20 protein-coding genes are annotated in these 24,761 nt (G+C 62.3%); 17 read left to right on the forward strand and 3 right to left on the reverse strand.

The window, feature by feature from the left end; genetic code table 11:
• Positions 1–192 precede the first annotated feature (192 nt).
• From dnaE to ABIB57_RS05225, 16 genes are all read left to right on the forward strand, one after another.
• Complete coding sequence (gene dnaE, locus ABIB57_RS05150) at positions 193–3,648, forward strand: DNA polymerase III subunit alpha (RefSeq protein ID WP_354038959.1); 3,456 nt, start codon at positions 193–195, stop codon at positions 3,646–3,648.
• Complete coding sequence (locus ABIB57_RS05155; protein ID WP_354038961.1) at positions 3,648–4,016, forward strand: VOC family protein; 369 nt, start codon at positions 3,648–3,650, stop codon at positions 4,014–4,016. The genes dnaE and ABIB57_RS05155 overlap by 1 nt, the downstream gene beginning before the upstream one ends.
• Before the next feature lie 334 nt (positions 4,017–4,350).
• Positions 4,351–4,746 carry a COG4315 family predicted lipoprotein gene (locus tag ABIB57_RS05160; protein ID WP_354038963.1) on the forward strand — a complete coding sequence of 132 codons (396 nt, stop codon included), beginning with the start codon at positions 4,351–4,353 and terminating at the stop codon, positions 4,744–4,746.
• Positions 4,747–4,946: 200 nt separating this feature from the next.
• Positions 4,947–5,753 (forward strand): 30S ribosomal protein S2, encoded by an 807-nt coding sequence (gene rpsB / locus ABIB57_RS05165; protein WP_354038965.1) that lies wholly within the window; start codon positions 4,947–4,949, stop codon positions 5,751–5,753.
• 68 nt (positions 5,754–5,821) lie between these two features.
• Entirely contained in the window at positions 5,822–6,754 is a 933-nt protein-coding gene (gene tsf / locus ABIB57_RS05170; protein WP_354038966.1) for a translation elongation factor Ts, read from the forward strand.
• Between the two features lie 200 nt (positions 6,755–6,954).
• On the forward strand, positions 6,955–7,674 hold the full coding sequence (gene pyrH, locus ABIB57_RS05175; protein WP_502914345.1) for a UMP kinase: 720 nt from the start codon (positions 6,955–6,957) through the stop codon (positions 7,672–7,674).
• A gap of 15 nt (positions 7,675–7,689) precedes the next feature.
• The gene (gene frr / locus ABIB57_RS05180; RefSeq protein ID WP_502914358.1) at positions 7,690–8,247 is read left to right on the forward strand and encodes a ribosome recycling factor; all 558 of its coding nucleotides are present in this window, start codon (positions 7,690–7,692) and stop codon (positions 8,245–8,247) included.
• 33 nt (positions 8,248–8,280) lie between these two features.
• The gene (gene uppS, locus ABIB57_RS05185; RefSeq protein ID WP_354038972.1) at positions 8,281–9,042 is read left to right on the forward strand and encodes an undecaprenyl pyrophosphate synthase; all 762 of its coding nucleotides are present in this window, start codon (positions 8,281–8,283) and stop codon (positions 9,040–9,042) included.
• Entirely contained in the window at positions 9,039–9,899 is an 861-nt protein-coding gene (locus ABIB57_RS05190) for a phosphatidate cytidylyltransferase (RefSeq protein WP_354038974.1), read from the forward strand. Before uppS ends, ABIB57_RS05190 begins: the two co-directional genes overlap by 4 nt.
• A gap of 41 nt (positions 9,900–9,940) precedes the next feature.
• Positions 9,941–11,089 carry an RIP metalloprotease RseP gene (gene rseP, locus ABIB57_RS05195; RefSeq protein WP_354038976.1) on the forward strand — a complete coding sequence of 383 codons (1,149 nt, stop codon included), beginning with the start codon at positions 9,941–9,943 and terminating at the stop codon, positions 11,087–11,089.
• Between the two features lie 184 nt (positions 11,090–11,273).
• On the forward strand, positions 11,274–13,388 hold the full coding sequence (gene bamA / locus ABIB57_RS05200; protein WP_354038977.1) for an outer membrane protein assembly factor BamA: 2,115 nt from the start codon (positions 11,274–11,276) through the stop codon (positions 13,386–13,388).
• A 73-nt stretch (positions 13,389–13,461) separates the two neighbouring features.
• A complete protein-coding gene (gene lpxD / locus ABIB57_RS05205; protein WP_354038978.1) occupies positions 13,462–14,490 on the forward strand; it encodes a UDP-3-O-(3-hydroxymyristoyl)glucosamine N-acyltransferase in 1,029 nt (342 codons plus the stop codon).
• The gene (fabZ, locus tag ABIB57_RS05210) at positions 14,487–14,963 is read left to right on the forward strand and encodes a 3-hydroxyacyl-ACP dehydratase FabZ (protein WP_354038980.1); all 477 of its coding nucleotides are present in this window, start codon (positions 14,487–14,489) and stop codon (positions 14,961–14,963) included. The genes lpxD and fabZ overlap by 4 nt, the downstream gene beginning before the upstream one ends.
• Complete coding sequence (gene lpxA / locus ABIB57_RS05215; RefSeq protein ID WP_354038981.1) at positions 14,960–15,772, forward strand: acyl-ACP--UDP-N-acetylglucosamine O-acyltransferase; 813 nt, start codon at positions 14,960–14,962, stop codon at positions 15,770–15,772. The genes fabZ and lpxA overlap by 4 nt, the downstream gene beginning before the upstream one ends.
• Positions 15,773–16,627 (forward strand): UDP-2,3-diacylglucosamine diphosphatase LpxI domain-containing protein, encoded by an 855-nt coding sequence (gene lpxI / locus ABIB57_RS05220; RefSeq protein WP_354038983.1) that lies wholly within the window; start codon positions 15,773–15,775, stop codon positions 16,625–16,627.
• Entirely contained in the window at positions 16,620–17,756 is a 1,137-nt protein-coding gene (locus ABIB57_RS05225; protein ID WP_354038984.1) for a lipid-A-disaccharide synthase, read from the forward strand. The genes lpxI and ABIB57_RS05225 overlap by 8 nt, the downstream gene beginning before the upstream one ends.
• On the opposite strand, the gene gltA is transcribed toward ABIB57_RS05225, so the two are convergent.
• Both gltA and gltX read right to left on the reverse strand, forming a co-directional pair.
• Positions 17,743–19,032, reverse strand: a complete 1,290-nt coding sequence (gene gltA / locus ABIB57_RS05230) for a citrate synthase (protein WP_354038985.1) — start codon at positions 19,030–19,032, stop codon at positions 17,743–17,745. The two genes, ABIB57_RS05225 and gltA, sit on opposite strands and share 14 nt — an antisense overlap.
• Before the next feature lie 154 nt (positions 19,033–19,186).
• Entirely contained in the window at positions 19,187–20,608 is a 1,422-nt protein-coding gene (gene gltX / locus ABIB57_RS05235; protein ID WP_354039689.1) for a glutamate--tRNA ligase, read from the reverse strand.
• Between the two features lie 78 nt (positions 20,609–20,686).
• On the opposite strand from gltX, the gene ABIB57_RS05240 reads away from it, so the two are divergent.
• Entirely contained in the window at positions 20,687–22,837 is a 2,151-nt protein-coding gene (locus tag ABIB57_RS05240; protein ID WP_354038986.1) for a ComEC/Rec2 family competence protein, read from the forward strand.
• On the opposite strand, the gene ABIB57_RS05245 is transcribed toward ABIB57_RS05240, so the two are convergent.
• Positions 22,806–24,761: a beta-galactosidase gene (locus tag ABIB57_RS05245; RefSeq protein ID WP_354038987.1), complete on the reverse strand. Its 1,956-nt coding sequence runs from the start codon at positions 24,759–24,761 to the stop codon at positions 22,806–22,808. The genes ABIB57_RS05240 and ABIB57_RS05245 overlap by 32 nt on opposite strands.

Genomic DNA, 24,761 nt, shown 5'->3' on the forward strand with positions numbered 1-24,761 from the left:
AACACAGGAGACGGAAATGCTGACTTTCTTCAAGGATTTCGCTGCGTTCGTAACTCTCGGTGCCTTCACCGTCGGCTCGCTGACCTGGATGGATGTGCTGACCAGACTCGTGTGACCCTGTGGATTGCGCGTCGATTTGATTTCGCATCGGCGCTGAGGCTGTCACAAGGGGAGCTTCGGTAAAGGACGATCATGAGCGGTCCCGGCTTCATCCATCTGCATGTGCATTCGGCGTATTCCCTGCTCGAGGGAGCGCTGCAGCTCGAAACCATTTTGAAGCTGGCCAAGGACGATCACCAGCCGGCATTGGGCATTGCCGATACTGGCAATCTGTTCGGGGCGCTGGAATTCTCCGAGAAGGCCGCCAAAAAGGGCATCCAGCCGCTGATCGGGGTGGAACTGGCTGTCGATTTCGCCGCCACCGAAGAGCGCACCAATGAGCGCGGCAACCATACCCATTCCGCCAAATCCAGCGTCGTGCTGCTGGCCAGCAGCGAAACCGGCTTCGGCAATCTCTCCCGCCTGGTGTCCAAAGCCTATCTGCTCGGCGACGGCGGTGCGCCGCGCGCGCAGGTCGACTGGCTGGATCGCGAGGGGCTCGACGGCATCATCTGCCTGACCGGCGGGCCGGAGGGCGCGATCGATGCGTGCCTTGCGGCAGGGCAGGATGTTCATGCCTATCAACGGCTGGAGCGGCTGGAACGCCTGTTCGGCGACAGACTCTATATCGAATTGCAGCGCCATGGGCGGGTGCAGGAGGCTTCGGTCGAACCGCGGCTGGTAGATTATGCCTATCGCCGGGGCATCCCGCTGGTGGCCACCAATGAGCCGTTCTTCAAATCCGCCAAGGAATTTGAGGCCCACGATGCGCTGCTGGCGATTGCGGGCGGCACCGTGCTGGCGCAGACCGCGCGGCGCAAGCTGAACGACCAATATTATTTCAAGACTCGCGCCGAAATGGTGGAACTGTTCACCGACCTGCCAGAGGCACTCGATTCGACCATCGAGATCGCCCAGCGCATTGCCTATCGGCCAAAAACTCGCGCGCCGATCCTGCCCAAATTCGCTGCGGCGCCGGACCTGACCGACGACGAGGCCGTCGCTGTGGAAGCCGCCGCTTTGCGCAAGATGGCGGAGGAGGGGCTCGACATGCGCCTCGCCACCGTCGGCACCGCGCCGGGCAAGACCGAGCAGGAATACCGCGACCGGCTGGAATTCGAGCTGGGCATCATCGCGTCGATGAAATTCCCCGGCTACTTCCTCATCGTGGCCGATTTCATCCGGTGGGCCAAAGCGCATGGTATTCCGGTCGGTCCGGGCCGTGGTTCGGGTGCTGGCTCACTGGTGGCCTATGCCACCACCATCACCGACCTGGACCCGCTGGCGTATAACCTGCTGTTTGAGCGCTTCCTCAATCCGGAACGCGTCTCGATGCCGGATTTCGACATCGACTTCTGCCAAGATCGCCGCGAAGAGGTGATCCAGTATGTCCAGACCAAATACGGCACCGAGCAGGTGGCGCAGATCATCACCTTCGGAACGCTACAGGCGCGCGCCGTGCTGCGTGACGTCGGGCGCGTGCTGCAAATGCCCTACGGGCAGGTCGACCGGTTGTGCAAGCTGGTGCCGGCAAATCCGGCCGATCCCTATTCGATCGAGCGCACCATGGCAGAGGTGCCCCAGTTCAAGCAGATGGCCGACGAGGACGAGACGGTTCGCGAACTGGTCGCCATCGCCAGGAATCTCGAGGGCCTGTTCCGCCACGCTTCGACCCACGCCGCCGGCATCATCATCGGCGACCGGCCGCTGCAGGATCTGGCGCCGCTCTATCGCGATCCGCGCTCGGATATGCCGGTGTGCCAATACAACATGAAGTGGAGCGAGGCGGCGGGCCTCGTGAAGTTCGACTTCCTCGGCCTTAAGACGCTGACGACCATCGATTATGCCGTCAAGATGATCAATCAGGACGGCGGCGACTTCCGCATCGAAGATATCCCGATCGACGACAAGCCCACCTACGACCTCTACGCCAAGGGCGACAGCTTTGGCGTCTTCCAGGTCGAGGGCGCTGGCATGCGGCGCGCTTTGGTGGACATGAAGCCGGACCGCTTTGAGGACATCATCGCTATCGTGGCGCTCTATCGCCCCGGCCCGATGGACAATATCCCCCTGTTCTGCGACCGCAAACACGGGCGCGAAGAGGTGGAATATCCCCATCCCGACCTCTCCAAGGTGCTCGACGAGACCTATGGCGTTATCGTCTACCAGGAACAGGTGATGCAGATCGCCCAGCTTCTGTCGGGCTATTCGCTCGGCGAAGCCGATATGCTGCGCCGCGCCATGGGCAAGAAGATCAAGGCGGAGATGGACGCCCAGCGCGAGCGCTTCCGCGACGGCGCCATCAAGCACGGCCTCAAAAAGGGCGAAGCCGACACCATTTTCGACCTGCTGGCCAAGTTCGCCAATTACGGCTTCAACAAGAGCCACGCCGCGACCTATGCCCTGGTCTCCTACCAGACCGCCTATCTCAAGGCGCATTATCCCAACGAATTTCTCGCTGCGTCGATGACGCTGGATATGGGCAATACCGACAAGCTGGCCGAGTTTCGCAGCGAGGCCAAGCGCAACAAGATTGAGCTGGTGGCGCCATGCGTCAACCGCTCCGAGGCGGTGTTTTCGGTCAAGAACAAGGCCATTCATTATGGCCTCTGTGCGGTCAAGGGCGTCGGCCGGCAGGTGGCAGAGCATATCGTGGAAGCGCGGGGCGATACCCCTTTCAAGGACCTGGGTGACTTCGCCCGCCGGGTCGATCCGCGCATTCTCTCCAAGCGCACGCTGGAAACCCTGGCCAATGCCGGTGCCTTCGATGACATCGTGCCGCGCCGCGAAGTGGCCTTTGCCGCTATCGAGGCGGTGATGGGCATGGCCCAGTCGCTGACCACCGAGCGCACGGCCGGACAATGGAATATGTTCGATTCGGGCGAGCCCGAGCCAATCAAGCTTCCCGCGGGCGTTCCCGCCTGGAGCACGACGGAGCGCGCCGACCGCGAACTCTCCGCTATTGGCTTCCACCTCTCGGCGCATCCACTCGATGCTTATGCCGATGTGTTCGAGCGGCTGCGTGTGCAGAAATGGGGCGATTTCGAGCGGGCGGTGAAGGACGGAGCCGGTGCCGGGCGGTTGGCCGGAACGATTTCCGGCCGCCAGGATCGGCGTACTCGAAAAGGTACGCCGATGATGATCCTGACCCTGAGCGATCAGAGCGGCAGCTTCGAAGTCATCGCCTTTTCTGAGCAGATCAACGAGTTCGGCGGCATCCTTAGTCCCGGCAAGTCGGTGATCCTGCAGGTCGGGGCCGATGAGCGGGCGGAAGGCATCAGCCTGCGGCTGCTCTCAGCCGAGCCGATCGAGGGCGTGGCGGAAAAGATAGATCGGCGGCTGACCGTCTTCGCGTCCGACTCCAAGGCCCTCGGCTCGATCAGCGCCCAGCTCAAGCGGGGCGGGGAGGGGTCCGTGAACTTCGTCGTCATCCGCGACGGCGGCGCCCGCGAATATGAGATCGAACTCCCAGGCAGCTACCGGCTGACCGCCGAAGTCGCCGGCGGCATCAAGGCTCTGGAAGGCGTAATGGACGTGCGGTTCCACTGATGTTGGGCCATGTCTCGCTGGGCGTAACGAATCTGGCGCGGGCGATGGCCTTCTATGACGCCGGTCTGGCGGCACTGGGTTATGTCCGGCTGTGGACCGGCGTCAACGGGTTGGGCTATGGCGAGCCGGGCGGCGGCGAAAAGCTCAATCTGTTCGCCAGCCCCAACGCGTCGCCGGCGGGAGAAGGCTTTCATCTCGCCTTCACGGCGCCGGACCCTGCGGCGGTGGACATGTTTCATGCCGTGGCCCTGAGCCATGGCGGTGCAGATGCTGGCCCTCCAGGACCACGTCCACACTATGGTGCCAGCTACTATGCGGCGTTCGTCCGCGATCCGGACGGCCACAAGCTTGAGGCGGTATACCAGTAGTGCCCTCGCTGGAGTATTTCGTCGTCCACGCAAACCATGAAATCCCTGCGCGCTCTTCCTGCAAACGCTCTATGACTTGGAGACGACCAGCGTAATGCTGCCCTTGAGCGGAATTGCCACCGTGGCATTTGCCCTCGGGGTTCGGCCGCCAGCTTGGCCAGGAAACGATAGCGATCATCAACCTTTCGACGCCGGCCATGGCGCTAGGTCCGGGTCGATAAATCCCGCACCGACGCGCCCTGTGTAACGAAGTGGTGAGAGCCGGATTATTTCTTGATCGCACGTGTTGTCCTTGTGTGCGCCGCTGTAGCGGCTGTTACAGGAGGATATTGAAATGCAAATACCCGCATTGCTGTTTGGCGCTGCCCTGGCCTGTCTCGTAACGTCTGGCGGCGCCTTGGCTGCCAGCGTCGCTGGGGGAGCGATCCAGTCAGTTCCTTATAACGGGCACCATGTTTTGACCGATACGCAGGGCCGCACGCTCTATACCTATGATAACGACAAGGGCGGTGTGCCCACCTGCAGCGGGCTCTGCGCTGCGGCCTGGCCCTGGATGAAAGCGGCCCCAGGCGCGGTCGCGTCAGGCGCACTGAGCCCGGTCGCGGCGCGGGGCGGCACCATCTGGGCCTATAACGGGCATCCCTTGTATCGGTATGCAGGGGACCACAAGGCCGGGGACGTAACCGGCGACGGCGCCGAGGGCGTCTGGCACGCGGCAGTGGTCAGGTAGACCAGCTCTCGATTGGCCGCGGCGCTGCACGGCCTTGCCTTTCCCCCTCTCTTCCCCTATATGCGCGTTTGCGTTCGACTGCGTGTCGTCGCGATTTCACACACGAGGCAGGCGATCTGTTCAACCAGATTGCCCTCCGGTGGCAGGCAACTGTCGCAAGGCCCCGTGGAGGCATCAACCGGTAAACAGGAGCAGCCATCATGGCACTGCCCGAATTTTCTATGCGTCAATTGCTTGAAGCTGGCGTTCACTTTGGTCACCAGAAGCACCGCTGGAACCCCAAGATGGAACGCTACATTTTTGGCGTTCGCAACGACATCCACATTCTCGATCTGAGCCAGACCGTGCCGGCCCTGAGCCGCGCCCTGCAGCTGATCTCCGACACCGTTGCCGATGGCGGCCGCGTGCTGTTCGTCGGCACGAAGCGTCAGGCGGCCCCGCTGGTTGCCGAGGCTGCCAAGTCGTCGGCTCAGTACTTCGTCAATTCGCGTTGGCTCGGCGGCACGCTGACCAACTGGCAGACCATTTCGAAGTCGATCTCGCGCCTGCGCGAACTCGAAGCGATGGGTCCCGATGAGCTCGAAGGCCGCACCAAGAAGGAGCGCCTGATGATGAGCCGCGAGCAGGAGCGTCTTGAGCGCGACCTCGGCGGCATCAAGGACATGGGCAACCTGCCGTCCTTGCTGTTCATCATCGACACCAACAAGGAAGCCAATGCGATCAAGGAAGCTCGTCGCCTGGGCATCCCGGTAATCGCTATCGTCGACACCAATTGCGATCCCGACACCGTCGATTTCGCGATCCCCGGTAATGACGACGCCAGCCGCGCGCTGGAGCTTTACGTGTCGCTGGTCTCGCGCGCTGCGATCGATGGCATTGGCCGCTCGTCGAGCGCCATGGGCACCGATCTGGGCGCCTCCGAACGCGCTCCTGTCGAAGAAGCGTTGCCGGAAGCTGCTGTCGAGGCCGCTCCTGCCGCTGTCGAGCCCACACCAACCGTCAACTAAGACGGTTCTAATAGCCCCGTTTTATTGAACCATGCGGCCCCGTTGCGGGGCCGCCGAGAGGTGAACCTATGGAAATCACTGCTGGAATGGTCAAGCAGCTTCGCGACGCCACTGGTGTCGGGATGATGGACTGCAAGAAGGCCCTGGCCGAAACCGCTGGCGACATGGAAGCTGCGGTCGATTGGCTACGCACCCGAGGCCTCGCCAAGGCCGCCAAGAAGGCCGACCGTATCGCCGCTGAAGGCCTTGTTGGCGTTGCCACCAACGGCACCACGGCCGCTGTGGTCGAAGTCAACTCCGAGACCGATTTCGTGGCGCGGAACGAGCAGTTCCAGGCCATCGTCGGCAATGTCGCCAAGCTGGCGCTCGATGCCGACGGCGACGTGGTCAAGCTCGGCGAAATGCCCTTCCCGTCTTCGGGCCATTCGGTTTCGGCCGAAATCACCGAAGCCATCGCCAAGATCGGCGAGAACATGAACCTGCGCCGCACGGCGACCGTTTCGGTCACCGATGGCGTGGTGGAAAGCTATGTCCATTCGTCCGTCAAGCCGGGCCTGGGCAAGATGGGTATCCTCGTCGGTCTGGAATCGACTGGCGACAAGGCGGCTCTGTCGGCTCTCGGTAAGCAGTTGGCCATGCACATCGCAGCGACCAACCCGCTGTCCATCGATCCTGCCGATCTCGACCCGGCTGTTGTCGCCCGCGAGCGCGCCATCATCCTGGAACAGGTCAAGGAATCGGGCAAATCGGCCGAAATCGCCGAGAAGATGGTCGACGGTCGCATGCGCAAGTACTTCGAAGACGTCACGCTGCTGGCCCAGACGTTCGTGATCGACGGCGAGACCAAGGTCGGCGTCGCGATCAAGAATGCCGAAAAGGACGTTGGCGCGCCCATCAAGCTGACCAAGTTCGTGCGCTTTGCGCTCGGCGAGGGCATCGAGAAGGCCGTCACTGATTTCGCCGCCGAAGTGGCCGCCACTTCGGGCGTCAAGCAGAACTAATCATCGAAGGCGGGCCTGCGGGCCCGCCTTTTGCTCTCTGCCGGGGGCGGTGCCCAAAACCGGTATCGATCGAGCACAATGTCTTAACCTGATGGCAATTCGTACTCGCCGGTGCTTCCCACCGGACGGGCATATGCACTAGGGTCTGCCGGGCGCCCCGGATTCGGCGCGCCCATTATCAATTCGAGAAGGATTTGCCAATGGCGCCTGCCTATAAACGCATTTTGCTCAAAGTGTCGGGCGAAGCGCTGTCAGGCGATCAGCAGTTTGGCATCCAACCTGAATTTCTCGATGGCGTCGCCCGCCAGATCGCCGACGTGGCGCGAACCGGGATCGAAATGGCCATTGTCACTGGCGGTGGCAACATTTTCCGCGGCATGGCCGTGGCCGCCAACGGTGGTGACCGGGTCACCGCCGACATGATGGGCACTCTCGGCACCGTCATCAATGCTCTGGCGCTGGCTGGGGCCCTCACCAATGCTGGCGTGAAGGCCAAGGTCTTCAGCGCGACGACCATGCCATCAGTAGCCGATACTTACACCGCGCGCGCTGCCAAAGCGGCACTGGAAGACGGCTATGTCGTCGTCCTGGGCGGCGGCATCGGCAATCCGTTTTTCACCACCGATACGGCTGCCGCCCTGCGGGGCATCGAACTCGAATGCGACGTCGTGCTCAAGGGCACCAATGTCGACGGCGTCTATTCGGCCGATCCCAAGAAAGATCCGACCGCTACGCGCTACGATCAGATCAGTCACGACGACGTCATCAAACAGAATTTGCGGGTCATGGACACGGCAGCCTTCGCTCTTGCCCGCGACAATAATCTGCCGATAATCGTGTACTCGCTGGACGACAAGGAAGGCCTGTCGGGCGTTCTTGCCGGACGTGTCCGCAGCACGCGCATCGGCAAGCCGCTCTAGCCTAGAAGGACGAATATCATGGCCTACAACCTCGCCGACATCAAAACCCGCATGCAGAAATCGATCGCCTCATTGCGCGACGAATTGGTCGGCTTGCGGACCGGACGCGCCAGCGCCAGCCTGCTGGAGCCGGTATCGGTGGAAGCCTATGGTTCGCGCACGCCGCTGAGCCAGCTGGCCACCATCACCGTGCCGGAGCCGCGCATGCTCAGCGTTCAGGTCTGGGATCGCCAGCTCGCCAATGCGGTTGAGAAGGCCATCCGCGATAGCGGCCTGGGCCTCAATCCCATGGGGGAGGGGCAGGTGATCCGTGTGCCGCTGCCCGAACTCAACGAAGAGCGCCGCCGCGATTTGACCAAGGTCGCGCATAACTATGCCGAAGCGGCTCGCGTCGCCATCCGGCACATCCGCCGCGACGGCATGGACGCGCTCAAGAAGGCGGAAAAAGATGGCGATATGAGCCAGGACGATGCGCGTGCACAAACCGACGTGGTGCAGAAGACCACCGATGCGCATGTGGCCGAGGTCGATGCGCTGGTAGCGGCCAAAGAAGCAGAAATCATGCAGGTTTAGGACCTCATGACCTGCTGCGCCGGGAGGGCGTAGATGTCCAGCGACTCCGCCATCACTGCCGAAACCGCGCAACGTCCGCGCCTGCGCATTCCCGCGCATATCGGCATGATCATGGATGGCAATGGCCGCTGGGCCAAAGCCCGTGGCAAGCTGCGCACCGAAGGCCATATTGAGGGCGTCAAGGCGCTGCGCAATCTGGTCGAACTGTGCATCAATTACGGCGTCGCTAACCTGACGGTGTTCAGTTTCTCCTCCGAGAACTGGACCCGCCCGCGCGATGAAATCGCGTTCATTTTCAATTTGCTGCGCCGGTTCGTTGCATCTGATTTGCAAAAGCTGATTCGTAACAATGTGAAGGTGCGCATCATTGGCTCGCGCACCGGTCTTGAGCCGTCGCTGACCCGGCTGATCGACGATGTCGAGGCCAAGACGGCGACCAATACCGGGCTCACCCTGATCGTCGCCTTCAACTATGGCGGCAAGGCCGAAATCACCGATGCGACGCGTCTGATCGCCCGCGAAGTGGCTGCCGGCCGGCTCAATCCCGACGATATCACCGAGGCCACCGTCGAGCGCGCGCTCTACACCCATGGCATTCCCGACCCCGACCTGATCATCCGCACCAGCGGCGAACAGCGGATTTCCAATTTCCTGCTGTGGCAGGCGGCTTATTCTGAATTCGTCTTTGTGGACGAATACTGGCCCGATTTCGACGAGGCCAGCTTCCTGCGGGTGCTCGAAACGTTTTCCCTGCGCGACCGGCGCTATGGTGGCATCGAGGCGAAAACGCCTTGACCAGTCCCGGCGATCCCGCTGCCGACCCCACCCCCAATCGTCGTCCGAACTGGGCCGACCTGGGGCCTCGCATCGGCTCTGCGGCGGTGCTGATTCCGGTCGTGGCCATAACGCTCTATTTTGGTGGCTACCTGTTCGCGCTGGTGGTTGGCGTCGTGTTCGCCGGCGTCTATCGCGAGTGGGAGACCATGGTCACCCGGGCGCCATTGACGCGGGTTGGCATCGCGCTGATCGGTCTCGTAGCGCTGTCCGGCCCACTGTTCCCCTGGCTTGGCCTGGCCGGCTCGGCAGGCGTTATCGGCATTGCCTGCGTTGTTGCGCTCGTCGCGCGCGGGGAGGGGGTGCTTTGGCGCATAGGTGGCCTCGTGCTCACCGGCGCAGTCATCGTCGCGCTGCTCGCCCTGCGCGGCACGACGCTGACGGGCGTTTGGGCCGGCGTTTATCTTGCCACCGTGGTGTGGATGACCGATTCGGCGGCGTTCTTTACCGGCCGCCAGATCGGCGGCGAAAAGCTGGCGCCCGATATCTCGCCCTCCAAGACCTGGTCTGGCGCTTTGGGGGGGCTATCGCTCGGCACTACGGCCGGCCTGATCGTCTGGATCATCGCCACCGATTCGCCGTGGTGGATCGGACTGATCGTATCGGCCATCATCAGCATTTTGGGCCAGTTGGGCGACCTCAGCGAGAGCGCGGCAAAGCGCCACTTCCGCATCAAGGACAGCGGCGATATCATTCCCGGACATGGCGGCCTGATGGATCGGCTCGACAGCCTCACATTCGGCGTGTTGTTCGTGCTGCTCCTCGGCACCCTGCATGCCGGCTTCGGCGCTGTGGCCGAAGGATTGCTGTTCTGGTGATACCGCCTCCTGCGCGGTGATTGCCGCCGATAAGGAAGACCATGTTCGCTTCAGTGCTCGCCTTCGTTCCCTGGCTTTTGTCCTATGTGCTGCCGTTCCTGGTCGTGCTGACAGTGATCGTATTCGTCCACGAAATGGGGCACTACCTGGTGGCGCGCTGGAATGGCATCGCCATCCAGACCTTCTCGATCGGCTTTGGGCCCGAACTGGTCGGCTGGAACGACAAGCGTGGCACCCGCTGGAAAATTTCGGCGATTCCCCTTGGCGGCTATGTGCGCTTCGTCGGCGACATGAATGCCGCCAGCGTGCCGGATCCCGATGCTGTGGAAAACCTCGATCCGGAGCTGGCCCCGCATCTGTTCGCCAACAAGAACGTCTGGCAGCGCATTTCGGTGGTCGTCGCCGGCCCGCTGGCCAACGTGATCCTGACTTTCGTGATCCTCTACGCGCTGCTGCTCGGTTATGGCCGCTATACCATCCCGCCAGTGATCACGGGGGTGACTGCCGGCTCGGTTGCCGAGCAGGCGGGCCTCCAGGCCGGGGACACCGTCATCGCCGTAGACGGCTATGTGGTGCGCGGTTTCGAGGATTTTCAACGCTTTGTCGCCACCAGCCCGGCGCGCCAGGTGAGCCTTGCCATCGAGCGCAACGGCGCCCCTCAAACCCTGACTTTGACGCCCGAAGCGGTCGAAGTGCAGGACCGTTTCGGCAATAATCAACGCATAGGGCGCATCGGCGTCAGCCGCGATGTCGCCGATAACGACGTCACGCTGTATCGGCCCGGCCCGGTCGAGGCCCTGGGCATGACCGTCGAGGAAATCCGCTTCATCGTGCAGCGCACCGGCGCGTTCCTGGGCGACTTTTTTGTCGGCCGTGGCGATGTCGAGCAGCTTGGCGGACCCGTCAAGGTCGCCAAGGTTTCCGGCGAGGTGGCGACCCTGGGCGTGGTGGCGCTGATCAATCTGACCGCGCTGCTCTCGCTAAATATCGGAATTTTCAATCTTTTGCCCGTACCTATGCTCGACGGCGGGCATTTGATGTACTACCTGATCGAAGCTGCGCGGCGTAAGCCGCTGAGTATGAGGATTCAGGAAATGGGATTCCGCCTCGGCTTCGCGCTAGTGCTGGCGTTGACGGTGTTTACGCTGTTCAACGACACATTGTTCGCATACCTCAGGACCCTGAATTAAGCCGCTGTTAACCTTAGTTCGCAAGGTGTTGCACGAATACAAGGCCGCCAATCATTTACTAACCGCTACGAGGCATGCTCCTTGTCTGTGGTTAAAAAAACAGTAAAACAGTTCAATGGAGTTAGCTTGGGGGAGCGCTGTGCATGGCGATTCCCCGGGCAGGTCGCAGAAGGCAATAAAAACGATGATCCACCCTACCAAGCTGATGCGCGGCGTGTTCTTTGCGCTGGCTATCCTGGGCGCTGCGCCACTGGCCGGCACCAGTATTCCAGTCCTCGGCACCGCCATGGCGCAAGCGCAGGAGCAGTTGGTCGGCTCGGTGCTGTTCGACGGCAACAAGCGCTTCTCTGATGCACAACTCCTGACCATGGTGGATGTCTCGGCATCCGGCATCTTCACCCAGGCGCGTCTGGCCTCCGACATCGAAAGCATCCGTCAGGCTTATGACAAGGATGGCTATCGCTCCGTCGGCGTAACCGCCAAGACCGAAACCATTCCCGATGGCCGTGTTCGCGTTACCTTCGTCGTCAACGAAGGCGATCGTGCCGGCATCGCTGCAATCAATTTCACCGGTAACAACGCGATCAATGGCGGCACCCTCAAGGGCACGCTGCTGACCAAGGAAACCGGCTTCCTGAGCTGGCTGTTCAAGGACGACGGTTACGACGAGCAAAAGCTTGCGGTCGATCGTGAACGCGTCCGCCTCTACTACGCTACCCATGGCTATCCTGACGCACAGGTGACCTCGGTCGGCGAGTACGATGCAGCCCGCAATGACTATTTTATCAACTTCACCGTCAACGAAGGCGAGAAGTATGAGTTCGGCAATGTTGGTATCGAAACCAGCATCAGCGGCCTGAACACCAATGTGTTGACCGGCACCGTCAAGACCGGGCAGGGCAGTCGCTATTCGATCACCGACCTGCAGAAGTCCATCGAGGACATGTCCTACGAGGCTACCACGCAGGGTTATTCTTTCGCTGACGTCCGCGCTCGCCTCGATCGTGACGTGACCAATCGCAAGTTCAACGTCACCTATCTGGTTGACGAGGGCCCGCGCGTCTATGTCGAGCGCATCAACATCACCGGCAATACCAAGACCCGTGATTTCGTGGTCCGCCGTGAGCTGGAGTTCGCCGAAGGCGACCCCTTCAATCGTTCGATGGTCGTTCGTGGCCGTACCGCGATCCAGAACCTCGGCTTCTTCTCGGCTGTCGATATCACCACCCAGGCCGGCTCTTCGCCCGATAAGGTCGTGATCAACATCGCTGTGACTGAGCAGTCGACTGGTGACTACGGCGCAACCGCGGGCTACTCGACCTCTGACGGCGTGCTGGGCGAACTGTCGCTGACCGAGCGTAACTTCCTTGGCCGTGGCCAGTATCTGCGTGCCGCCGTTGGCGCTTCGCAGTCCGGCCGCACTTTCGACTTCTCGTTCACCGACCCCCGCTTCATGGGCTTGAAAGTGTCTGCCGGCGTCGATGCGTATCATCGCATCAGCGACGAAGGCGATACGAACTTCTATGGCTCGCAGTCGACCGGTGGTCAGTTGCGCTTCGGCGTCCCGATCACCCGTGACCTGTCGGCAACCGTGTTTGCCGGTGGCGAGCGCAAGGTCATCGTTGACGAAGAAGGTCCGACCTCGACCCTGGTCGTTGATGGCCACGAGTACTACAAGGCATTCGTCGGCTACACGCTGACCTGGAACGGCGTCGACAACGTCAAGAAGCCGACCGAAGGCCTCTATGCGACGTTCACGCAGCAATATATCGGGTGGGATCACAACCTGATCAAAACCGAGGCGAAGGGTCGTTACTTCATTCCGCTGATGGATGACAGTGGCATTGTTGCGAGCATCAAAGGCCAGGCTGGCGTTATCAACGACCTGAGTGGCAATGGTGTAAGCCCGGTCGAAGCCTTCATTCCGGGCGGTTCGCTAATCCGTGGGTTCCAGAGCCGTGGTATTGGCCCGCGTCTGTCGACTGGCGAATATCTCGGCGCCACGATGTATGCTGGCGTTTCCGCCGAAATCCAGTTCCCGCTCCCGGTCCTGCCGGAAAGCTACGGCCTGAGCGGCGCAATCTGGGCGGATGCCGCCTGGGTGGATGGTCTGCCTGACTTCGGTGCCAACACCGTAGAAACGGGCAGCACGGATACGCCATGGCGTACGTCGATCGGTGCCTCGCTCCTCTGGGACTCGCCGTTCGGCCCACTGCGTGGCGATTTCGCCCACGTACTTGGCAAGTCGAGCACGGATCGTACCCAGGTGTTCCAGCTGACCCTGTCGACCTTGCTGTAGACGCCATTGCGTAAGTAGATTTATCGAGCCGCGGGGCGGTAGCGCCGCGGCTCGATTGTTTTTGAGTGACACCATGGTCGATACCCGTTTTCACCGCTTTGCCGGCCCAGCCAAGCTGAGCGCCATTCTGGCCGCGACCGGCTGGAGCGACGCCCTGGTCAGCCTCAACGGTGAGGATTTCGAAATCCACGGCGTCGCCGAACTGGACCTGGCCGCCCCCGGCGACCTGGCGCTAGCCGCCCACCTCAACTACGTCGAAGAGCTGCGCAGCACCTCGGCTGGTCTGGTCATCGTTGCTGCCGGCTTGGCCGATGCAGTGCCGGCCCAGACCCAGACACTGGTGGTGGAACGCCCACACCAACTCTTTGCCGACATTCTCGATTTTCTCTATCCGGACAGCACCCGCTCGGTCATCGCCGCACAACGCAACGACCTGGAGCCGCCGCTGCTGGAGCGCGACGTGGTGCTGGGCTCCAATGTCGTCATTGGCCCGGGCGTCGAGATCGGCCGAGAAACTATTATCGGGCCCAACACCGTCATTGGTGCCGGCGTCACCATCGGCCGCAATTGCATCATTGCCGCCAATACCACGATCGATTGCACCCATATCGGTAACGGCGTGACGATCCATTCCGGCGTGCGCATCGGCACTGAAGGCTTCGGCTGGCTCGACCATGGCCAGACCAACCGCAAAATTCCACAGCTTGGGCGCGTTATTGTCCAGGACCGCGTCGAAATTGGCGCCAACTCGACAATCGACCGCGGGGCCTTGGGCGACACCGTGCTGGGCGAGGGCACCAAGATCGACAATCTGGTTCAGATTGGCCACAACTGTCGCATCGGCCGCAATTGCCTGATCGCGGCGATGAGCGGCTTATCGGGCTCAACCATTATCGGCGATGGTGTGCTGATGGGCGGCGGCACCGGCACCTCCGGCCACCTGACCATCGGTGCCGGCTCGGTGGTCCATGGTCGCGCCGCGGTCACCAAGAACTGGCCGCCCGGCTCCAAGCTTGCCGGGGCTCCGGCGCAGGATATAAGAGACTTCTGGCGCGAAATCGCCGTCATGCGAAAATTATCGAAAGGGGACAAGCGGCAATGACCGATCTATCGACCGCGAGCAAAGAGCTCACAGCGATGAGCATCGCCGAGATCCTCAAAAGCCTGCCCCATCGTTACCCAATGCTGATGATCGACAAGATCATCGAAATCGACGGCGACGAGACCGCCATCGGCATCAAGAACGTGACGTTCAATGAGCCTATCTTCCAGGGTCACTTTCCGGAAAACCCGATCTTTCCCGGCGTATTGATCATCGAAGGCATGGCCCAGACGGCTGGCGCCATCGTCATCGCCCATGATTCGAGCGGCGACCGCAAAAATATCGTGCTCATGCTGGGCGTGGACAAAGCCAAATTCCGCAAGCCGGCAGGCCCTGGCGACAAAATCGAGTTCCACATCGCTAAGATCCAGCGCCGGCGCAATGTCGGCCGCTACAAGGCAGAGGCCATCGTCGATGGTGTCGTCATCGCCGAAGCCGAAATCACGGCGATGATCGTCGGGGTTCCCCTGTGACGTCGGCCACCATTCATCCGACGGCAATCGTCGGATCCGGCGCCAAGCTGGGCTCAGGGGTCAAGATCGGCCCGTTCTGCATCATTGGCGACAATGTCGTGCTGCATGACAATGTGGAACTTGTGTCCCACGTCACCATCGACGGCCATACCGAAATCGGCGCCGGCTCGCGCATTTTCCCCTTCGCTTCGGTTGGGCACGAGCCGCAGGACCGCAAATATGCCGGTGAGGCCTCGCGGCTGGAAATCGGTGAGCGCTGCGTTATCCGCGAGGCCGTGACCATCAATCCCGGCACTGCTGCCGGTGGCGGCATGCTGACCAAGATTGGCAATGACTGCCTGCTGATGGCCAGCGCACACGTGGCGCACGACTGCATCCTCGGCAACAACGTCATCATGGCCAATTACGTCGGTTTGGCCGGCCACGTCCTGGTCGGCGATAACGTCACTTTCGGCGGCATGGCCGTGGTGCATCAGTTCACCCGTGTCGGCCCGCACGCCTTTATCGGCGCACAATCGATGATCGATGGCGACGTGATCCCCTACGGCATGGCGCTGGGCAACCGCGCCTCGCTGGCCGGGCTCAACCTGGTCGGCCTCAAGCGCCGCAAGTTCGACCGCGAGGCCATTCATCGGCTGCGCGCGGCTTACCGGATGATCTTCGCCAGCGAAGGCACGCTGCGTGAGCGGGTGGAGGACGCCGCCGAGCTGTTCAAGAACGACGCGCTGGTACAGGACGTGGTGAAGTTCATTGGCGCCGCATCCGACCGGCCAATCCTCATTCCGCGCAACGGCCACACGCCCGAATAAATGGCCAAGGCGACAGGACGGCTTTCGATTTTCGCGGGCACCGGAACGCTGGCGCCCTATGCGGTCGATGCGGCCCTGGCCGCCGGCTACAAGGTACAGGTGCTGACCTTGGAGCCACGCAATGACGTGACCAAGGTCAAGGTCAAGGTCATCGGAGTCGATGTCGGCAATCCGCTCGCCATCATCTGGTCGCTCAAGGTTTTTCGCACCACCCATATCGTCATGGCCGGCGGTATTCATCTCTCCGACAAGACCCGTGAAGGGCTGATCCGCTTCGCCAACAAGGACGCACCTGCCGCATCGGCCAGTGCCGCTCCGGTCGGCGACGCCACGCTGGCCGCCTTGGGTAGCGTGCTCAAGAAAATGACCGGCGCCGCTCTGGTTGGCATCCACGAAATCGCCCCGGAATTGCTGGCGCCCAAAGGGACGATCGCTGGACCGGAATTGTCCGCCGACGAGATCGGCTTTGCCCAATTCGCACTGCAAACTGCTCGCGCCATCGGCGCGCTCGACATTGGGCAGGCTGCTATCGTCTCCGGCCATCGCGTGCTGGCCGTCGAGGATATCGGCGGCACCGATGCGCTGATTGCCAGGGCCGGCGAGTTGAAACGGCTGGGTCTGGCTGGTGACGGCGCGGCGCGTCTGATTCTCGCCAAGGCCGTTAAACCGCAACAGCCCAGCTTCGCCGACCTGCCCGCAATCGGCCCCCAAACCATCGCCAACTGCGCCGAGGCAGGCATTGCGGCAATCGCCGTCGAAGCGGACAACAGCCTCTTGCTGCAACGTGCCGACCTCGTCGGCGCCGCCAACCATCTCGGCGTCAGTGTTGTCGGACTGAGGCTCACCGATGGCTGACGCGCTCAAGCTGTTCATTCTGGCAGGTGAGCCGTCGGGCGACCGCATCGCGGCCGATCTGGTGACGCGGCTGCGCGCCAAGGTCGCGGTGACTTTGTCCGGCGTCGGTGGCGACGAGCTGATGGGGCAGGGGCTTCGCCCGCTGTTCCCGATGAGCGACCTGGCGGTCATGGGCCTGACCGACGTGCTGCTGCGCCTGCCGCTGCTGCTGTGGCGTATCGAACAGACCGCGCGGGCGATCGTGGCCGGCAATCCCGATATCGTCGTGCTGGTCGATGCCCAGGACTTCTCCAAGCGCCTGGCCAAGCGGGTCAAGGCCCTCGGCTTTGCCCGGCCGATCCTGCTCTATGTCGCCCCCAGCGTCTGGGCCCGCGCGCCACATCGGGCCAAGGCGCTGACGCCGCTATTTGACGAGGTGCTGGCGGTCTTGCCATTTGAGCCTGCGGTGATGGCCCAACTGGAAGGCCCACCGACACACTATGTCGGTCACCCCTCGCTTGCCGAGGGTATCCCTACATCGACAGGTACGGAACGCGGTCTGGTCGCTCTCCTGCCGGGTAGTCGCAGTGGCGAATTGCGCCGCCATCTGCCCCTGCTGGGTCAGGTCGCCGCTCAACTGGCCGACCATCCCGCCATCAGCGGCTTCTTCATTCCCACCTTGCGCTCGCTGGAGGCACGGCTGCGTGCCGAGACGGCCAACTGGCCGGTGCCAGTGACTATTGTCGCCAATCGCGCCGAGCGGCGTGCGCTCTATCAGCAAAGCGTGCTGGCGCTATCGGTGTCGGGGACAGCAACGCTGGAACTGGCGCTGGCCCGCGTCCCCATGGTCGTCGTTTACGTCCTCGACAAGCCACAGGCGCGCGAGTTCGACCGCATCGGTCGCCCGCAAGTGGGCCTGCCCAATATCGTGCTTGGCCGCATCGTCACCGATGAGTTGATCACCACCGGGCCAGAGCCCGAAACGCTCAAGGCCGCCGCGTTACGCCTGCTCGACAATAAAAAAGCCCGCCAGGACCAGATTGCGGCCTTTGGCGAGCTTGCGGATTTGATGGAGCGCGGCACGTCCGACGCGCCCCGTCAGGACCCGGCAGACCGGGTCCTCGGCCACTGGCAGATCAGCGGGCGCTGATCGCCTCGTAGTCGCGAGCCGGCGAGCCATTATAGAGCTGGCGCGGACGACCGATCTTCTTCTGCGGATCGGCAATCATTTCCTTCCACTGCGCGATCCAGCCGACCGTACGGGCGACCGAGAACAGCACGGTGAACATCGAGGTGGGGAAGCCGATGGCCTCAAGGATGATGCCCGAATAGAAATCCACATTTGGGTAAAGCTTGCGATCGATGAAGTACTGATCCTCAAGCGCGATCTTTTCCAGTTCCTGCGCGACCTGCAGGATCGGGTTGTTCTCGACACCGAGAAGGGCCAACACTTCCTTGGCCGTCGCCTGCATCACCGTGGCGCGCGGGTCGAAGTTCTTGTAGACGCGATGACCGAAGCCCATCAGCTTGAAGCCGGAATTCTTGTCCTTGGCGCGGGCGATGAATTCGGGAATACGGTCGACCGTGCCGATTTCCTTGAGCATGTTGAGCGCCGCTTCGTTGGCGCCGCCATGAGCCGGACCCCAAAGGCAGGCCACGCCGGCCGCGATACAGGCAAACGGGTTGGCGTCGGACGAGCCGGCGAGCCGGACCGTCGAGGTCGAGGCGTTCTGCTCGTGATCGGCATGCAGGGTGAAGATCAGGTCCATCGCCTTGGCGATGACCGGGTTCACCTGGTACTGCTCGGCCGGGACCGAGAAGCACATGTGCAGGAAATTGGACGCGTAATCGAGGTCGTTGCGCGGATAGACGAAGGGCTGGCCGACCGAATATTTGTACGCCATGGCGGCGATCGTCGGCATCTTGGCGATCATGCGGATTGAGGCGATCTCGCGCTGCTGCGGGTCGTTGATGTCAGTGGAGTCATGGTAGAACGCCGCCATGGCGCCGACCACGCCGGTCATGACGGCCATCGGATGGGCGTCGCGACGGAAGCCGCGATAGAAGTAGTGCATCTGCTCATGCACCATGGTGTGGTGCGTGACGACCTCCTCGAAGTCCTTCAGCTGTACCTTGCTCGGCAGCTCGCCGTAGAGCAGCAGGTAGCACACTTCGAGGTAATTGCTTTTGGCGGCCAACTGATCGATCGGGTAACCGCGATACAGCAGTTCGCCCTTGTCGCCATCGATATAGGTGATGGAGCTGTCGCAAGCGGCCGTGGAGGTAAATCCGGGGTCGTAGGTGAACATGCCGGTCTTGGCGTAAAGCGATCGGATGTCGATGACATCCGGCCCGACGGACCCGGACAGAACCGGAAATTCGTAGGACTGATCCCCGATGACGAGTTTGGCGACTTTGTCGGTCATTCAGCTCTCCTCGATGGCCCGCAACCCAATAGAAAAGGAGTTTCGTTGAGCTGGGCCGGCAAACATGGCGTAGGCATAGGCTGCTCCTGAAGTATCAGCTTTCGCCCATTCGAAGCAATTGATAGGTAAGCATTCCTTACCCACCCAACTGTCATTATTTCATGTCGATCTGGTCTCCCAGGCGGGCCAGGCTTTCGTCCCGGCCAATCAAGACCATCACCTCGAAAATCCCTGGCGACACAGTGCGTCCGGTCAGCGCCGCGCGCAACGGCTGGGCCAGCTTGCCCAGCTTCAGCCCCTTGGCCTCGGCCAGGGTGCGCATCGCCGCGTCGATCGCTTCCACGCTCCAATCGTTCAACCCAATCAGCAGGTCCCGCACATCGCCGAGCACCGAGCGTGCGTCCGGCGTCAGCAATGCCGAGGCCGCGCTATCGATAGGCAATGGACGTGACGCATAGATGAATTGCGCCAGGTCGATGAGCTCCAAAATGGTCTTGGCGCGCGGCTGCAATTCGGGCAGGGCGGCCAGCACCGTCGCCTTGTTGGCGGTAAGGCCTTCCAGGTCCGCCAGCCGGCCGACTTCCTCGGCCAGGGCGATCATCACGCCATAGAGGTAGTCCGGCGCCGCTTCGCGGATGTAGTGGCCGTTGATGCTCTCAAGCTTGACGAAGTCGAACCGCGCCGCGCCCTTGTTAAGGCCGTCTAGGCTGAACCACTCGATCATCTGCTCGCTGGAGAAGATCTCGTCGTCGTCATGCGACCAGCCCAGCCGAGCCAGGTAATTGCGCAGGGCCTCAGGCAAATAGCCCATCTGGCGATAGGCCTCGACGCCGAGCGCCCCGTGGCGCTTGGAGAGCTTGGCGCCGTCTGGTCCGTGGATCAGCGGAATATGGGCCATCTCGGGGATGTCCCAGCCCATGGCGTTATAAACCACGATCTGCCGGGCAGCATTGGTCAAGTGGTCGTCGCCGCGAATGATGTGAGTGACGCCCATGTCATGGTCGTCCACCACCACGGCGTGCATATAGGTCGGCGTGCCGTCCGAGCGCAGGATGATGAAATCGTCAAGGTTCTCGGCCTTGAACACGACCTCGCCCTGCACGTGATCATGCACCACGATATCGCCGCTGAGCGGGGACTTGATGCGGATCACCGGCGCCACGCCCTCAGGCGCTTCGGACTGATCGCGGTCGCGCCAATAGCCGTTGTAGCGGGGCGGCTTGCCGGCGGCGCGGGCCTCTTCACGCATCTGGTCGAGCTCGGCGGGCGAGCAATAGCACTTGTAGGCATGACCGCGTGCGATCAGCTCATGGGCGATGTCGGCATGGCGCGACGCCCGGCCAAACTGGCTGATGGCATCGCCATCCCAATGCAGGCCAAGCCAGCTTAAGCCGTCCTTGATGGCCTCGACAGCTGCTTCGGTGGAGCGTTCGCGGTCAGTGTCCTCGATGCGCAAAAGCATCTTGCCGCCCATCTTGCGGGCATAGGCCCAACTGAACAGCGCGGTGCGGGCACCGCCGATGTGCAGATAGCCAGTGGGCGAGGGAGCGAAGCGAGTGACGACCTGAGACATTATAGACCGGAACGGTTGGACGAGTTTGCGTGCCGTGTGTAGCATAGGCGGGCATGAGCGCAAGGGCGGGGGGCCAGGCTGGTGCTGAGCGCGGAAACGCTGGAGACCACCGAGCTGCTGGCGCCGCCCAAGCCGCGTGGCCCGCTCGTCGTGCGTCCGGGGCGATTGCCGGCGGCGACCAGTCCGCTCTGGCGCCGGATTGTGGTTTCGGCGCGCGATGCAGTGGTCGAAGCGGTTGAGACGCGACGGCTGTTCGTGCTGCTGCCGTTCTGCGTTATTGGCGGAATGGTGGCTTACAGCCAGGTGGCGTTCGAGCCCAATCCATGGGCTTTGCTGGGCGTGGCGATCCTGCTTGCTGGATTTCTTGTTGTCTCGCTGCCGCATATTACGCGGTTTCGCTTCCTGCTGCTGGTTTCTGCTATCTGGACCGGGGTGTGCATGCTGCCGATCCACGGTTTGGTGTTCGGCACCCCAATGCTGCGATTTCCGGTCTATGGGCAATATCAGGCGACCGTCGACGAAATCCTGTCGCAGACCGAAACGCAGCGCCGCATCGTGGTCTCCAATCTGGTTGCGATCGGCGACAGCAAGCCGGCCGGCGTGACGCGGGCGCGGCTGCTGATTGGGGCCGACCCGCCGTTGGCGCCCGGCGATGTCATCGAGGGCAAATTTCGGCTGGCGCCGATTCCCGGTCCGGTGCTGCCCGGCGCATTCGATAGCCAGTTCCACGGCTATTTCGCCGGCATCGGTGCCTACGGCAATGTCACGAGCGGGCTGGCTCTGGTCGCTAATGGCTCCAGTTTCGATCCGACCCGCGCTATCGAGGGGCTGCGTCGCTCGATAGCCAATCGGATCGGACAGGTTTTGACCGGCTCGTCAGCCGCAATCGGCGACGCCATGGTGATGGGCGACCAAAGCCTTATTTCCAACGAAACGCGCGACGTGATGGCGGCTTCCGGGCTGGCGCATATCTATTCGATTTCCGGCCTGCACCTGTCGCTGGTCGCGGGTGGCGTGTTCTTCCTGCTACGCTGGGTGTTGGCTGCATTGTCCGGATGGACGCAACGCCTGCCAATCAAGAAGATCGCCGCGGTCGGCGGCATCCTTGCGGCATGTTTCTATCTTTTGCTCGCAGGCGGCCTCGCCAACGTTCCGGCGCTCCGCTCGACCCTGATGCTGGGCCTGATCTTCGGGGCGATCCTCGCGGGGCGCCGGGCGCTAACCATGCGCAATGTCGCCATCGCGGCGCTGGCGATCATCCTGATCGATCCGGCTAGCGTGTTCCGCGCCAGCTTCCAACTGTCGTTTGCGGCAGTGGTGGCGCTGATCGGGGTCTACGAATTGCCGCGCAAGCCGCCGGTCGAGGGCAGGGGCTGGATCAGTCGGTCGATCAACCATGTCTGGGTCGCGGCGCTGACCAGCCTGATCGCCGGCACTGCCACGCTCTTGTTCTCGGCCTATCATTTCCAGCAGACCGCGCCGCTCGGCGTGCTCAGCAATGTGCTGGTGCTACCGGTGGTCAGCTTCATCATCATGCCGACTGCCATCGCATCGGTGGTTGCAATGCCTTTTGGGGTCGAACAGCCCTTCCTCATCGCCATGGGCTGGGGCATCGAGCGCATGGTGGATGTGGCGACGCTGGTCGCCAACTGGAGTCAGGGATTGGAATCCAATCCGCTGCTCACGCCGATTGCGTTGTTCATCGGCCTGCTGGCGATGGCGTGGTTTGCCTTCATCAAGAATTATTGGCGCTTCGCAGGACCGATTTTGGCCATTCCCGCCATTTTGGTCTTCGCGCTCGACGTCAGGCCCGACGTGCTGATTGCCGACACTACCCAAGCCGTGGCAGTGCGCGATGGCGGCGGCATGGGCCTGCTCGCCGGCAAGGATGGCACTTTCGCCGTCGACGTCTGGAGCCAGTATTATCAGGAGAACTTCGCGCCGAAACTGGCAGGTGCGCATTGCGACAGCATCGCCTGCGTCTATGCCAATGACCGTTTTTCGATATCGGTCATCAAAAGCGTCGAAGCCTTCGCCGAGGACTGCGAGCGCAACGATCTCGTCATCGCCCGCATTCCTGCGCCCCAATATTGTGGGGCGCAGGTGATCGATGCAAAAACCCTGCGCGACAGCGGCGTGCAGTGGCTGCGCTGGAACGCGGCTGCGGAGCGGTTCGACGTCCGCCCCGCAGTGCCCAATCTCACCCGGCCGTGGCGAGCCGCGCTACGGTGACGCCCGCTCCGGGAATGCTGGCTTCGCCAACCACATAGCCGGCTTCGTCAGCCGCCCTGTTGAGCGTCGCGGCGCCGGCGCCGTAATTGACGTAAATCCGGAACCCGCCACGGACGCGGCAGCGCACGCCAGCGGGCAGGTTCAGCACCGGCAGGTCGGCCTCGGCGATCAGATAATCGACGACGCGCTGCACTAGCGCCTTATTGCCGCTGGCGGTGAGGTAGAACAGCTTGCCCTGCGACACCAGCACGGGCTGGTTGTCCTCGTCCTCGATCACCACTTCGCCGCCGGTTTCGATGCGCTCGCGCCAGTGATGTACCGCGCCGCCGCCCTTGACTGGAGTTTGATGCACTGGATCGGTTGTCGATACGCGGGTAACTCGCAGGTCGAGCATATTGCGCGGCAGGTCCGGCGCCAGAGTGGCCGGAATAGCGAAATCCTGGGTCTTGGAACCACTGCGAGGCCCGATCAGCAATTGGCCTTCGAAGGTCTCGATTGCCGTACGCAGCGCGTCGTTCCAGGCGAACAGCGCCGGAATGGCGACAATGTCGTAGCCGGCGAAGCTGGTCGTATGCGGCGACAGGACATCGATATCGATGCCATGCTTGCGGAATGCCGAGTAGAGCGCCCGCACATGCGCCCCATGCGAGAACCCCTTGGCCTGCGGCTGGATTTCCCAGGCCCATTCGCTCTGATAGTCGTAGACGACCGCAACGCGCGCCTTGCCGACCACCCCGTCAATGCCTGTAGCCTTCAACTCCTGCGCCACCTGCATGGCTTCCCCATGGGCCGGGGCCGGCTCGCTATCGGGCCGCAGCAGACCGGCATGCATCTGCTCCTGAGCGAAGGGAGCCTGCCGCCAGCGGAAATAGGTCACCACCTCGGCGCCATGGGCGAAAGCTTCCCAGGCCCAGAGGCGCGCCATGCCGGGCAGCGGATCGGGATTGTACTGCGCCCAGTTCACCGGGCCGGGCTGCTGCTCCATGATCCACCAACGGCCGTGGCCAACGGTGCGATAGAGATCGTGGTGGAAGGCGGCGTTATCGGGATCGCCCTGACGCATATATTGATGCTTGAGCTCTTCGGGCTCGTCGCTGACCGCCAGATGGCCGAGGGGATAGCTGTCCCAACTCGCAATATCGAGCGTCTTGGCCACATCGTAGTGGTCGAAATCGCTGGTGCGGCTCATGAAATTGTGGATCACCGGCAGGTCTGGCCGCGCCGATTTGAGGATGTCAAACTGCACGGCATTGAACGCTGCGACCTGATCCGACGAATAACGCCGGAAATCCAGCTCATGGGCGGGCGCGGCTTCACACACCAGAAGGTTCGGCAATTCGATCTGGTCGAACCGGTTATATTCCATCGACCAGAACACGTTGCCCCAGGCGGTGTTCAGTGCGTCGATCGTTCCGTAACGCGCTTCCAGCCAGGTGCGGAACCCGGCCAGGGCGGCGGGCGAATAGGAGTATGTCGTGCCATGGCAGCCATACTCGTTGTCGGTTTGCCAGGCGGCAAGCGCAGGGTGTTGTCCCACGGCGTCCGCCAGCAATTGCGTGATCCGCCCGGCCTCTTCGCGATACCCCAGATGGGAGAAGTCATAATGCCGGCGCGAGCCAAAACCCTTGCGGCGCCCCTCGGTATCGACCGCCAGCATATCGGGATGCTTGTCGACCATCCAGCGCGGCGGCGTTGCCGTCGGCGTGCCGAACACGACCTTGAGGCCATGTTTGCCGAGCGCGTCCATGGCCCGGATGATCCAGTCGAACTGCAGATCGCCCGGCGTGGGCTCCAGCTTGGACCAGGCAAATTCGCCAATCCGCACGAAGGTGATGCCGACCTCGGCCATGCGCTTGGCGTCGCTCTCCCACCACGCCTCGTGCCAATGTTCTGGATAGTAGCAAACGCCGAGGGCAGGGGTCAT

The sequence above is a fragment of the Devosia sp. UYZn731 genome (assembly GCF_040546795.1).
Classification (GTDB): Bacteria; Pseudomonadota; Alphaproteobacteria; order Rhizobiales; family Devosiaceae; genus Devosia.

Coding starts and splice junctions, on each gene's coding strand:
- dnaE (WP_354038959.1), top strand. CDS start 193: ATGAGCGGTCCCGGCTTCATCCATCTGCATGTGCATTCGGCGTATTCC.
- ABIB57_RS05155 (WP_354038961.1), top strand. CDS start 3,648: ATGTTGGGCCATGTCTCGCTGGGCGTAACGAATCTGGCGCGGGCGATG.
- ABIB57_RS05160 (WP_354038963.1), top strand. CDS start 4,351: ATGCAAATACCCGCATTGCTGTTTGGCGCTGCCCTGGCCTGTCTCGTA.
- rpsB (WP_354038965.1), top strand. CDS start 4,947: ATGGCACTGCCCGAATTTTCTATGCGTCAATTGCTTGAAGCTGGCGTT.
- tsf (WP_354038966.1), top strand. CDS start 5,822: ATGGAAATCACTGCTGGAATGGTCAAGCAGCTTCGCGACGCCACTGGT.
- pyrH (WP_502914345.1), top strand. CDS start 6,955: ATGGCGCCTGCCTATAAACGCATTTTGCTCAAAGTGTCGGGCGAAGCG.
- uppS (WP_354038972.1), top strand. CDS start 8,281: ATGTCCAGCGACTCCGCCATCACTGCCGAAACCGCGCAACGTCCGCGC.
- rseP (WP_354038976.1), top strand. CDS start 9,941: ATGTTCGCTTCAGTGCTCGCCTTCGTTCCCTGGCTTTTGTCCTATGTG.
- bamA (WP_354038977.1), top strand. CDS start 11,274: ATGATCCACCCTACCAAGCTGATGCGCGGCGTGTTCTTTGCGCTGGCT.
- lpxD (WP_354038978.1), top strand. CDS start 13,462: ATGGTCGATACCCGTTTTCACCGCTTTGCCGGCCCAGCCAAGCTGAGC.
- fabZ (WP_354038980.1), top strand. CDS start 14,487: ATGACCGATCTATCGACCGCGAGCAAAGAGCTCACAGCGATGAGCATC.
- lpxI (WP_354038983.1), top strand. CDS start 15,773: ATGGCCAAGGCGACAGGACGGCTTTCGATTTTCGCGGGCACCGGAACG.
- ABIB57_RS05225 (WP_354038984.1), top strand. CDS start 16,620: ATGGCTGACGCGCTCAAGCTGTTCATTCTGGCAGGTGAGCCGTCGGGC.
- gltA (WP_354038985.1), bottom strand. CDS start 19,032: ATGACCGACAAAGTCGCCAAACTCGTCATCGGGGATCAGTCCTACGAA.
- ABIB57_RS05245 (WP_354038987.1), bottom strand. CDS start 24,761: ATGACCCCTGCCCTCGGCGTTTGCTACTATCCAGAACATTGGCACGAG.